The following is a 12103-nucleotide window of genomic DNA, read 5'->3' on the forward strand; positions in this document are numbered from 1 at the left end:
CATGAGGACGTACGAAGCGGTCCCAGAACGCGAGCAGGAACAGGCGCCGGCGACGGCGGAGCGCGTTTGCTTTCTGGCCGCGGACGTCGGCGGTACCCACGTGCGCGTGGGGCGGGTGCAGGCCTGCCACGATGCCGAGCACCCGATCCAGATCCTGGACTACCGCAAGTACCGCTGCGCCGACTATCCCAGCCTGGCCGCGATCCTGGGCGACTTCCTGCGCGGCCGCCCGGCGGTGGCCGAGGTGGCGATCGCCAGCGCCGGTTTCCCGCTCGAGGACGGCACCGTGATCACCGCCAACCTGCCCTGGCCGGTATCGCCGCGCGCGATCCGCGACGAGCTCGGGCTGGCCGCGGTGCACCTGGTCAACGACTTCGAGGCCGTCGCCCATGCCGCGGCCTACATGGACGCCAACGCCGTCGCCCAGCTCACCGGGCCGGAACGGGTACCGCGGGCGCCGGTGCTGGTGCTCGGCCCGGGCACCGGCCTGGGCGCGGCGGTCTGGATTCCCAACGGCGGCCGCCCGGTCGTGCTGGCGACCGAAGCCGGCCACGCCGCCCTGGCGGCCACGACCGAACTGGAAGCGCAGCTGCTGCGCGAGATGCTCAAGACGCGCAGCCACGTGCCGGTCGAGCACGCGCTGTCCGGGCCCGGCCTGCTCAACCTCTACAACGCGCTGTGCGCGGTGCGCGGCGCCACGCCGCGCCTGGACAGTCCCAACGCGATCACCGCCGCGGCGCTGGCCGGCGAGGACGCGCTGGCCGTGGAGGGCCTGGAGGTGTTCTGCGGCCTGCTCGGCAGCATCGTGGGCGACATGGCCCTGCTCTACGGAGCGCAGGGAGGCATCTACCTGGCGGGCGGCATTCTCCCCCACATCCGCCAGTTCCTGATCGACAGCAGCTTCGTCGCGCGTTTCCTCAACAAGGGACCGATGCGCGAGGCGCTCCAACGCATTCCCGTGAAGCTGGTCGAGCACGGGCAATTGGGCGTGATCGGCGCGGCCAATTGGTACCTGGACCTGAACCACACCCCCGGCGCACCCGGTCGCCCCGCACTCTGAAGGCGGGTCCCCACGCGTCGTCGTCGACGTCGGACAGCAAAACCATGTGATGAGGAGAGACATCATGTCGCACCGCAAGTCCGCCCTATCCGTTTCCATCCTGGCCTGCCTGGCCTTCGCCGCGCACGCGCAGGAAACATCGCCACAGCCGACCGAGCTGGACACCATCCAGGTCACCGGCATCCGCGCCAGCCTCGAGAAGTCGCTGGATACCAAGCGCAACAACGTCACCATTTCCGAGGCGATCACCGCCGAGGACATCGGCAAGTTCCCGAGCACCAACGTCGCCGAGGCGTTCTCGCAGATCCCCGGCGTCACCCTGGACCGCCGCTTCGGCCAGGGCGAGCGCGTCAGCATCGACGGCACCGACCCGAGCCTGAACCTGTCGTTCCTGGACGGGCACCCGGTCGCGCAGGCGATCTGGCTGTACGGCGAGCAGCCCAACCGCGGCTTCGACTACACGCTGCTGGCGCCGCAGATCCTCGGCCGCGCCGAGATCGTCAAGTCCTCCGAGGCGCGCCTGACCGAGGGCAGCCTGGGCGGCACGGTGCTGATGCACTCGCGCCAGCCGCTGGACCTGAAGGCCAACGAGGTGGCCGCCTCGGTCGGCTACAGCTACAGCGACCAGGCCAGCAAGGGCAAGCCCAACGCCGCGCTGCTGTACAGCTGGAAGAACCCGGCCGAGACCTTCGGCGTGACCGTCTCGGCGCAGCACTACGAGGAACGCGTGGACCGCCAGGGCATCGAGGTGTTCGGCTACGCCAAGGCCTCGCAGTTCGCCAACGCCGCCGGCGGCGTGCCGGCCGACGCGGACGTGCCCAACTCGATCAACGCCGCCTGGTTCCAGCAGGACCGCGAGCGCGACAGCGCCGTGGTCAACCTGCAGTTCAAGCCGACCGACACGCTGGAGTTCAACCTGCAGGGGCTGTACATCAAGGAGAACTTCGACAACTACAACCAGTCGCTGTACAGCTTCCTGACCTGGACCGCGGATACCGTGGCGGCGGTCGACCAACTGGGCGGCGTCCGCAACGGCGTCGTCACCAGCGGTCATTCGGACGCCAACGCCAATCCCGCCGGCGGCACGGTGATCTACGACAACAACGTGCGCAAGTCCGAGGTGACGACCAAGGGCATCGACCTGCGCGGCTCGTTCCGTGGCGAAGGCTGGGGCATGAGCGGCCAGGTCGGGCAGAGCAAGTCGGACAACAAGAACCTGGCGCAGTACTTCATCGAGCCGTTCTACAACGGCGGCTTCAGCTGGGACATGGATCGCGGCATACGCTTCGACGATCCGGCCGCGGCGCGCGATCCGGCCAACTGGGGTTCGGCGGGCGGCTGGTTCGGCAACAACGGCATCTTCTCCACCGAGAGCAAGGACACCTATGGCCAACTGGACTTCAACGTCCAGTTCGACAGCGTGTTCAACCAACTGCTGTTCGGCGTGCGCCAGGGCAAGCACAAGGAGAACTTCGCGCTCAACGTCTACGGCGGCGTCACCCCGGGCACGCTGGCCGACGTAGGCACGGTCGGCCTGACCGACATCCAGGGCTTCTATCCGGACCAGGGCCGCCACATCCAGGTCGGACGGGGCAACGTGCTGGACTGGATCCGCAACAGTCCGATGGACTACGGCAATCCCGATCCGGCCAGCTACCTCAACAATACCTGGGCGCTGGAGCAGACCAACAACGCGGCCTATGCGCAGCTGAACTTCTCCACCGGCGCACTGCGCGGCAACATCGGCGTGCGCTACGTGGATTCCAAGACCGAGGGCAGCGGCTTCGTCTACAGCGGCCAGCCCACCCTGGACGACCTCGACAGCAAGTGGCAGACCCGCAGCAAGAAGGAGGACTTCTTCCTGCCGTCGCTGAACTTGGTGCTGGATACCGGCAACGACTGGGTGTTCCGCTTCGCGGCGGCCAAGGTGATCGCCTGGGCGCCGTACAACCAGATGGTCAACAACACCTTCCTCAACGACACCACGCTGACCGGCAGCGGCGGCAACGCCGAGCTCTCGCCCTACGAGTCGTGGAACTTCAACCTGTCGGCCGAGTACTACTTCGACACCAGCGCGGTGGTGGCGTGGTCGGTGTTCTACAAGAAGATCGACAACTACATCGACTCCTCCGCCACGATCGAGCGTTGGTACAACTCCATCCGCGACACGTCGCCGCAGACCTGGGCGCAGATGGTCGGCAGCAACGGCTGCAGCGCCGACGGCTACTGCGACTACAGCATCCAGCGCCCGCGCAACGCCGGCAGCGGCAAGGTCAAGGGCTTCAACATCGCCTTCCAGCAGCCGTTCGGCGACAGCGGCTTCGGCCTGACCGCCAACTACACCTACGCCAACGGCGAGAACAACACCGGCGACCCGCTGCCGTACCAGTCGCGCAACAGCATCGCGTTCAGCCCGTACTACGAGAAGGGCCCGATCAACGCCCGGATCACCTACAACTGGCGCGACAGCTACCTCGCCGGCGGCTACGTGGCCGGCGCCGCGCCCGCCAGCGTGGACGACTACGCCGAGCTGGGCGCCAGCATCGGCTACAAGTTCAACGACAACTGGTCGCTGCAGATCGACGCGCAGAACCTGCTGGACGAGGAGTACTTCCAGTACCTGGGCGACGAGCAGCACCTGGCGGGCAAGTACAAGACCGGCCGCCGCTACATGGCCACCCTGCACTTCAAGTTCTGAGGCGTTCCACCCGTCCGCCGGCCCGGGGGGCCGGCGGACGTCGTTCTTCCGCTCCAACCCGCGCCACCCGCTCCACCGCAAAAAGCCCGTTCCTACCGTCCCTGCATGTCCCGCAATTTTTAGATCGTTTTAAACCGCCCGAGTCCGCCCCTCCCGGGGGCGGCCTTTCCCTTCCAGGCAGTACGCGATTGCCACCCACGTCACCTGCCATTCCATCGAGACGTCACATGACCCGCCACACCACCAACAGGATCAGCACCCTCTCCGCCAGCATGGCCGCGGTGCTGTGCATCTGGGCGCACCAGGCAGCGGCACAGACGCAAGGAAGCGCTTCCGCGCAAGTCCAGGAGCTGGATACCGTCACCGTCACCGGATACCGCGCGTCGCTGGAGAAGAGCCAGTCGGTCAAGCGCGCCGCCAACTCCATCGTCGACGCGATCAGCGCCGAGGACATCGGCAAGTTCCCCGACACGAACGCGGCCGAGTCGCTGTCGCACCTGCCCGGCATCAGCGTGGACCGCCAGTTCGGCGAGGGCGAGAAGGTCAGCATCAACGGCACCGACCCCGCGTTGAACCGCGTGCTGCTCAACGGCCAGACCATCGCCTCCGGCGACTGGGGCGGCAACCCGACCGATACCAGCGGCCGCACCTTCAACTACACCCTGCTCTCGCCGGAGATCATCGGCCTGATGGAGGTGTACAAGACGCCGGAAGCGCGCATCGACGAAGGCTCGATCGGCGGCACCGTGATCGTGCACACCCGCAAGCCGCTCGACCTGCCCAAGAACACCATCCGCGGCTCGATCGGCTACAACTACAACGACCGCTCCGAGGAAGGCAACCCGCGCGGCTCGGCGCTGTGGAGCTGGAAGAACGACGACGAGACCTTCGGCGCCTTGATCTCCGCGACCCACGACAAGCAGGACATCGCGCGCGCGGGCATCGAGTTCTTCGGCTACACCACCGGCGCCAACATCCCCTCCGGCGCCACCATCACCGGCGACGGCGGCGACGTGGCCACGGCCAAGGTGCCGGCCGGCATCAACAGCGCCTACTTCCAGCAGACCCGCGAGCGCAACGGCCTGCAGGGCGCGCTGCAGTGGAAGCCGAACGAGCAGAACGAGTTCAACCTCACCGGCATCTACATCAAGGGCAAGTACAACAACTTCAGCGAATCGCGCTACGTCTGCCCTAACTGCAGTTCGCCGGCGGCCGACGGCTCCGTCGACGAGAACGGGAATCCGGTCAACATCAGCAACATGCGGCTGATCACCCAGGCCAACGTGCAGAACGGCTACATCACCTCGGCCAAGGTGTCCGATGGCGACCTGGCCCAGCCCTACGCCCAGCTCGACGCCAACTACCGCATGAGCGAGGTGACCACCAAGAGCCTCAACCTGCGCCACGACTGGTACGGCGACAAGTGGGTATTCACCTCGCAGGTCGGCGCGACCAAGGCCACCGGCGGCAAGGACCCCGAGTACCTGATGAAGTTCCTGCTGCAGAACGGCGGCTACGACTTCGCCTACGACGGCAGCCACACCTCGGTCGACTACGACGACAACAGCGCGTCGAACTGGGGCCTGGCCAGCGGCCAGCAGGCCGGCGGCATCGAGTACACCACCACCAAGGACCAGGAGAAGTACTTCCAGTTCGATGCGGCGCGCGATCTCGACTGGGGTCCGCTCAACAAGCTGCAGGTGGGCTACAAGTACATCAACCACGAGAACGGCCAGAAGTCGCGCGGCAACGCGCTGTTTGCCGACCAGGACATCCTGCTGACCTCGTTCAGCCCGGGCACCACGCCGGGCGGCCTGTACGACGGCCTGGGCGCCAGCGGCGACCTGGTCAACTGGCCGACCGCCAACCTCAACTCGATCCTGTCCTACCTCAGGTCGCTGCCGCAGGGCGAGTTCGAGGAGAAGTACGGCCAGGAGTTCGACGTCAAGGAGATCACCAACAACCTGTACGCGCAGTTGAACTTCGAGTCCGGCAAGTGGCGCGGCAACTTCGGCGTCCGCTACGTGAGCACCAAGGACAAGTCGTCCTATTGGCAGACCAACGACGGCGGCACGACCTACTCGCCGGTGGAAGTGTCCAAGAAGTACGAGAAGCCGTTGCCGAGCTTCAACATCGCCTATGACCTGGACGACGACAAGGTGGTCCGCTTCTCGGCTGCACGCGTGATCGCGCGTCCGCGCTACGGCGACCTGGCCGGCTCGTTCAACTTGAACAGCACCAGCGGCGACCTGACCGCGAGCGGCGGCAATCCGGACCTGAAGCCGTACGAATCCACCAACTACGACCTGGCCGCCGAGTGGTACTTCGCGCCGTCCAGCATGCTGTCGGCCGAGGTGTTCTACCGCGATATCAGCTCGTACATCGTGACCACCACCACGACCGAGACGCTGAGCGACCCGACCAACGGCATCGTCAACGGGCAGTACACGGTGACCCGCCCCGAGAACGCCTCCGGCGCCAAGGTCACCGGCGCTTCGCTGAACTACCAGCAGGCGTTCGGCCTGGGCTTCGGCCTGGCGGCGAACTACACCTACGCCGAGTCCAGCTCGGACGACGGCCTGAACCTGCCGTACCTGTCCAGGAACACCTACAACGTGATCCCGTACTGGGAGCACGGCCCGTGGATGGTGCGCGTCAACTACAGCTACCGTTCGAAGTACTTCACCCAGATCGGCCGCCTGGAATCGAACATCTTCACCGATTCCTACAAGCAGCTCGACCTGACCGCGTCGTACGAGTTCAACGACTGGGTCAGCCTGAGCCTGAGCGCGACCAACCTGCTCGACTCGACCTACTACTGGTACAACGAGGTCAAGTACGCGCCGATCGGCATGTACAAGAATGGCCGGGGTTATCAGGCCCAGCTGAACTTCAAGTTCTGATAGGGTTCTGGCGCGCCACCTCCCTCCCTTCGGTGGCGCGCCTTTTTTATCCCCGGTACCGGCCGGCATCCCGGCCGGCACTTCAACGACAAGGAGTGCAGTTCCCATGACGATCGATCCCTGCCCCGCCGCAGACGCACCCCTCCGCGCCTCCGGAACCGCACGCAGGGCCCTGGCGTACGCCCTTGCCATGCTGCTCGCACTCCCCGCATCCCCCGCGATCGCGGCCGATCCGCCCACCGCGGCGACCGCGGCCACGCTTTCGCCCGAACAGATCGACGCGCAGTGGCTGCAGGCCACCGCCAAGTACGCGCCCGAACGCGAGCGCCTGGTGCGCGAGGCCGGCGAAGGCGCGCGCAAGGGGCCGTTCCGTCCCGACTGGACCTCGCTCAAGCAATACCGGTCGCCGGGCTGGTACGACAACGCCAAGTTCGGCATCTTCATCCACTGGGGCGTGTTCTCGGTGCCGGCGTTCGGCAACGAGTGGTATTCCAGGAACATGTACCAGAAGGGCTCGAAGGAATACGAGCACCACATCGCCACCTACGGCCCGCAGGCGACGTTCGGCTACAAGGACCTGGTGCCGCTGTTCACCGCGCCGAAGTTCGACCCGGCGGCCTGGGCGAAGCTGTTCCGCGAGGCCGGCGCGCGCTACGTGGTGCCGGTGGCCGAGCACCACGACGGGTTCGCGCTGTACGACTCGCGCCTCTCCGACTGGACCGCGGCCAAGATGGGCCCGAAGCGCGACCTGCTCGGCGAGCTGTCCAAGGCGATCCGCGCCGAAGGCCTGCACTTCGGCCTGTCCTCGCATCGCGCCGAGCACAACTGGTTCTTCGACGGCGGCCGCGCGATCGATTCCGACGTCAACGACCCGCGCTACGCGGACCTGTACGGCCCGGCCCAGGTCCGGCTGCGCGGCAAGGACGACGGCGACGTCGCCAACGACTGGACGCCGGTCTCGCAGGCCTGGCTGGACGACTGGCTGGCACGCACCACCGAGCTGATCGACCGCTACGACCCGGACCTGGTCTATTTCGACTGGTGGATCGCCCACCCGACCTTCCGCAGCACGCTGCCGACGCTGCTGTCCTATTACTACAACCGCGGCGCCGCCAAGGGCGGCGTGGTGGTGAACTACAAGCTCGGCGCGTTCGCGGAAGGCGCCGGCACGCTGGACATCGAGCGCGGCCAGCTCACCGGCATCCACCCGACCCACTGGCAGACCGACACCTCGGTCAGCGACGCCTCGTGGAGCTTCGTCGAGAACGACACCTACAAGTCGCCGACGTTCATCATCCACCTGCTGGCCGACGTGGTGTCCAAGAACGGCAACCTGTTGCTCAACATCGGCCCGCGCGCCGACGGCAGCATCCCGGACACCGAGCGCGACATCCTGCTGGCCATCGGCAAATGGCTTAAGACCAACGGCGAGGCGATCTACGACAGCCGGCCGTGGCGCACCTATGGCGAAGGCCCCACCGAAGTGGCGGGCGGCAGCTTCCAGGACACCAAGACCAAGCCGTACACGCCGGAGGATTTCCGCTTCACCGTGCGCGACGGCGCGCTGTACGCGATCGAACTGGGCTGGCCCCGGGACGGCAAGGCGGTGATCCGTTCGCTCAAGCCGGCCGACGGCGTGCGCGCGGTCACGCTGCTGGCCGACGGCCGCAAGGTGCCGTTCGAGCAACGCGACGACGGCCTGCACCTGCGCCTGCCGGCCAAGCCGGTCGGCGAACACGCCTGGGCCTACAGGATCGAGCTCTCTTCTCCCATCCCACCCCGCTGACGGAATACCGATGATCAAGCGACTGTCCGCGCTGATGCTGGCGCTGGCCCTGGCCGCACCGGCCATGGCCAAGAACCCGACCGCCCTGTTCTATCTGATGGGCACGCAGAAATCGACCAACTCCTTCCTGGCCAACGTCGACAAGATCGACGTGCTGGTGCCGACCTGGTACGGCGTGGACGCCAACGGCCTGGTCAACGGCGGCCCGAACGACTACGTCTACGGCATCGCGCGCGCGAAGAAGCTGCCGGTCACGCCGATCCTGTCGATGACCGCCGGCCGCGAGGGCTTCCACAAGCTGCTGCACGACGAGACGGCCAAGAAGCGGATGAACGAGTACCTGGTCCGCGAGGGCAGGCAGCGCGGCTACAAGGGCTTCCAGTTCGATTTCGAAAGCATCGCGTGGACCGATCGCGACGCCTATACCCTGATGGTCAAGCAGACCGCCGAGGCGCTGCACAAGGCCGGCATGACGCTGTCGGTGGCGGTGGTGCCGAACGCGCCGGGCTATCCGGAGGGCGGCCGTTTCGCAAAGTGGATGTGGGAATACTGGCGCGGCCCGTACGACCTGAAGGCGCTCGGCCAGGCCGCCGACCTGATCAGCCTGATGACCTACGACCAGCACACCCGCTGGACCACGCCCGGCCCGGTCGACGGCATGCCGTGGATGAAGAAGCACCTGGAGTACGCGTTGACCCAGGTACCGAAGGAGAAGCTGTCGCTGGGCATCGCCACCTACGGCTATCGCTGGTACACCGGCGACCCGGTCAGGGAGGACGGCACCGAGGCCTCCAACATCTCCGCCACCTACATCGACGCCGACGAGTCGTTCCCGCTGGCGATCGAGCAGAACGCCACCGTGCAGTGGGATCCGGTGGAACAGGAATCGTGGTTCTACTTCTACCGCGACGACATGCGCGAGTGGGTGTTCCGCCCGGATGCGCGCAGCTTCCGCGCCCGCTACGACCTGGTGAAGCAATACGGGCTGCAGGGCTTCAGCTGCTGGGTGCTGGGCGCCGAGGACCCGAAGGTTTGGGACGAACTGCCGCTGGCCGAGCGTTGAGGAAGAAGCCCCTCTCCCCGCGGGAGAGGGGCTTGCCGGCATGATGCCCTGCAACTCGAACCAGACCGCTCCACGACGTACTCTCCATCACTTCACCGCATGACGTCCGCGCTCCGATCCCGATCGGGCGCCACGCGAACCACCGGGGACACTCCATGAACTCACGTTCTGCATCCCGCGCGATGACCGCACATCGCCTGCGTGCCTTCGGGCTTGCCGTGCTGGCCGCCGTGCTGCTCGGCGGCTGCGGCGACGAGCGCCATACCGGCAATCCGCCACCGTTCCCCAACGCGGAGTCCGGCCCGCACGTGCCGCCGCCGCTGCCGCTGATCCCCGCCCCGGCGGAGAGCCAGCGCCACAACGGCAGGCTGGACATCGGCCCGCGCACGCCGATCTCGGTGGCCGCCGGCGACGATGCGGCGCTGCGCAGCGCCCGCTACCTCGCCGGCCTGCTGCAGCGCACGCGCGGGCTGGACCTGGCGGTGAAGACCGAAGCCACCGCGACGCCCGGCAGCATCCGCCTGCAGCTCGATCCGCAGGCGCCGGTGGAGCAGAAGGAAGGCTACGCGCTCGACGTGGACCAGCAGGGCATGCGCATCGCCGCGCGCGATGCCGCCGGCCTGTTCTACGGCGCGATCAGCGCCTGGCAGCTGATGACCCCGGACGCGCGCAAGGGCGAGGTGACGGTGCCGGCCGCGACGATCCGCGACTGGCCGCGCTTCGGCTGGCGCGGCCAGCACCTCGACGTCGCCCGCCACTTCCACGACGTGGCCACGGTCAAGCACGTGATCGACGCGATGGCCCAGCACAAGCTCAACGTGCTGCACCTGCACCTCACCGACGACCAGGGCTGGCGCATCGAGATCAAGCGCTATCCCAAGCTCACCGAGGTCGGCGCGTGGCGCACGCCGCCCGGCGCGGGCCGCCACGGCACGCCGCAGCGCTACGGCGGCTTCTACACGCAGGACCAGATCCGCGAACTGGTCGCCTACGCCGCCGAGCGCCACATCGCCATCCTTCCCGAGATCGACATGCCCGGCCATGCCCAGGCCGCCGTGGCCGCGTATCCGGAAGAGGTCGGCGTCACCGGCGAGCGGCCGGCGGTGTCGGTGGACTGGGGCGTGAATCCCTACCTGTTCGGCACCGACAAGCGCAGCCTGGATTTCATCTTCGGCGTGCTCGACGAACTGCTCGAACTGTTCCCCTCGCCCTACATCCACATCGGCGGGGACGAGGCCATCAAGGACCAGTGGGAGGCTTCCCCGGCGGTCCGCGCGCAGATGCGCAAGCTCGGCGTCAAGGACGCGCACGCGATGCAGGGCTGGTTCAACGAACAGCTCGCGCAATACCTCACCGCGCACGGACGCCGCCTCATCGGCTGGGACGAGATCCTCGAGGGCGGCCTGCCCGCCAGCGCCACGGTGATGTCCTGGCGCGGCGTGGACGGCGCCGTCGCGGCCGCCAAGCTCGGCCACGACGTGGTGCTGGCGCCCGCCGGCTGGATGTACCTCAACTACCTGCAGACCACGCGCAGCGACGAACCCAACGGCCACATCGGCCCGCTGCCGCTGTCGCGCGTCTACGAGTTCGACCCGGTGCCGGCCGGGCTGACCGCCGAGCAGTCCAGGCACGTGCTGGGCGTGCAAGGCGCGCTGTGGACCGAGTACACCCCCTCGGCCTGGCACGTGGACCATGCGTTGTTCCCGCGCCTCGACGCGGTGGCCGAGGTCGCGTGGTCGCCGGCGGCAGCGCGCGGCTGGGCGGGTTTCCTGGGACGCCTGCCGGCGCAGCTGCAACGCTATCGCGCGCTCGGCATCGATTACAGCGACGGCGCCTTCGCCGCCGACATCGCGCTCGACGGCGGTCCCAACCCGGTGCTGGCCGGCGCGCCGGCCAAGGTCAAGCTCGGCAACCAGGCCGGCTTCGGGCAGATCCGCTACACCACCGACGGCAGCGAACCGACCCTGCAGTCCTCACGCTACGGCGCACCGTTCGCGGTGACGCTGCCGGCCACGGTCAAGGCCGCGGTGTTCACCGAGGACGGCCGCCCGCTGGCGGCCGCCCGCAGTCGCACCTTCGACCGCCCGTCGCTGCTCAGCCTCGACACGCAGGGCCTGCGCAACTGCCACGACCAGGGCGAGCTCGGCCTGCGCCTGCCGTTGTTGCCGGACATGCCCGGCGCCGATACGCCGGTCTACAACGTCGACCTGTTCTACGCCTGCTGGGTGTACCCGCAGGCGCGCCTGGACGGGATCGCCGCCGTGCGCGTCGATGCGGCGCGGCTGGCGCGCAACTTCGGCCTGGCGCACGACCAGTCGAAAGTGCACCAGTACCCGGCCAGCACGCCGCAGGGCGAACTGGAAGTGCTGCAGGGCTGCGACGGCGAACGGCTGGCGTCGGTCCCCCTGCCCGCCGGCGACGCGCTCGGCGAGCAGTTCGTGCTGGAAGCGCCGCTGCCGCCGCGCAGCGGCATGCACGACCTGTGCCTGCGCTTCACCGCGCCGATCTCCGGTCCGCTGTACGCGATCGGCGGCGTCCACCTGATCGAGCAAGCCGCGCAGGCGCCGCCCGCCAAGCGCTGACGACACGAGGA

Annotated in this window: 6 protein-coding genes; all 6 read left to right on the top strand. The window is 67.7% G+C overall.

What is annotated here, in order from left to right:
• The first annotated feature begins 1 nt into the window (after window position 1).
• The 6 genes from M3M27_RS16855 to M3M27_RS16880 all read left to right on the top strand — a co-directional run bounded on the left by M3M27_RS16855 (window position 2) and on the right by M3M27_RS16880 (window position 12092).
• Window positions 2-1060, top strand: a complete 1059-nt coding sequence (locus M3M27_RS16855; RefSeq protein ID WP_140724108.1) for a glucokinase family protein — start codon at window positions 2-4, stop codon at window positions 1058-1060.
• Between the two features lie 64 nt (window positions 1061-1124).
• Window positions 1125-3758, top strand: a complete 2634-nt coding sequence (locus tag M3M27_RS16860) for a TonB-dependent receptor (RefSeq protein WP_434026351.1) — start codon at window positions 1125-1127, stop codon at window positions 3756-3758.
• A 227-nt stretch (window positions 3759-3985) separates the two neighbouring features.
• On the top strand, window positions 3986-6661 hold the full coding sequence (locus tag M3M27_RS16865) for a TonB-dependent receptor (RefSeq protein ID WP_434026352.1): 2676 nt from the start codon (window positions 3986-3988) through the stop codon (window positions 6659-6661).
• 106 nt (window positions 6662-6767) lie between these two features.
• Window positions 6768-8447: an alpha-L-fucosidase gene (locus M3M27_RS16870; RefSeq protein WP_140724119.1), complete on the top strand. Its 1680-nt coding sequence runs from the start codon at window positions 6768-6770 to the stop codon at window positions 8445-8447.
• A 10-nt stretch (window positions 8448-8457) separates the two neighbouring features.
• Entirely contained in the window at window positions 8458-9510 is a 1053-nt protein-coding gene (locus tag M3M27_RS16875) for a glycosyl hydrolase family 18 protein (RefSeq protein ID WP_140724122.1), read from the top strand.
• 182 nt (window positions 9511-9692) lie between these two features.
• A complete protein-coding gene (locus M3M27_RS16880; RefSeq protein ID WP_434026353.1) occupies window positions 9693-12092 on the top strand; it encodes a beta-N-acetylhexosaminidase in 2400 nt (799 codons plus the stop codon).
• Window positions 12093-12103: the final 11 nt, after the last annotated feature.

Source organism: Xanthomonas boreopolis, from assembly GCF_046529185.1.
Classification (GTDB): Bacteria; Pseudomonadota; Gammaproteobacteria; order Xanthomonadales; family Xanthomonadaceae; genus Pseudomonas_S; species Pseudomonas_S boreopolis.

Excerpts from the sequence above, each read along its gene's own strand:
- M3M27_RS16880 (WP_434026353.1), top strand. The coding sequence starts at position 9,693 with ATGACCGCACATCGCCTGCGTGCCTTCGGGCTTGCCGTGCTGGCCGCC.
- M3M27_RS16875 (WP_140724122.1), top strand. The coding sequence starts at position 8,458 with ATGATCAAGCGACTGTCCGCGCTGATGCTGGCGCTGGCCCTGGCCGCA.
- M3M27_RS16870 (WP_140724119.1), top strand. The coding sequence starts at position 6,768 with ATGACGATCGATCCCTGCCCCGCCGCAGACGCACCCCTCCGCGCCTCC.
- M3M27_RS16855 (WP_140724108.1), top strand. The coding sequence starts at position 2 with ATGAGGACGTACGAAGCGGTCCCAGAACGCGAGCAGGAACAGGCGCCG.
- M3M27_RS16865 (WP_434026352.1), top strand. The coding sequence starts at position 3,986 with ATGACCCGCCACACCACCAACAGGATCAGCACCCTCTCCGCCAGCATG.
- M3M27_RS16860 (WP_434026351.1), top strand. The coding sequence starts at position 1,125 with ATGTCGCACCGCAAGTCCGCCCTATCCGTTTCCATCCTGGCCTGCCTG.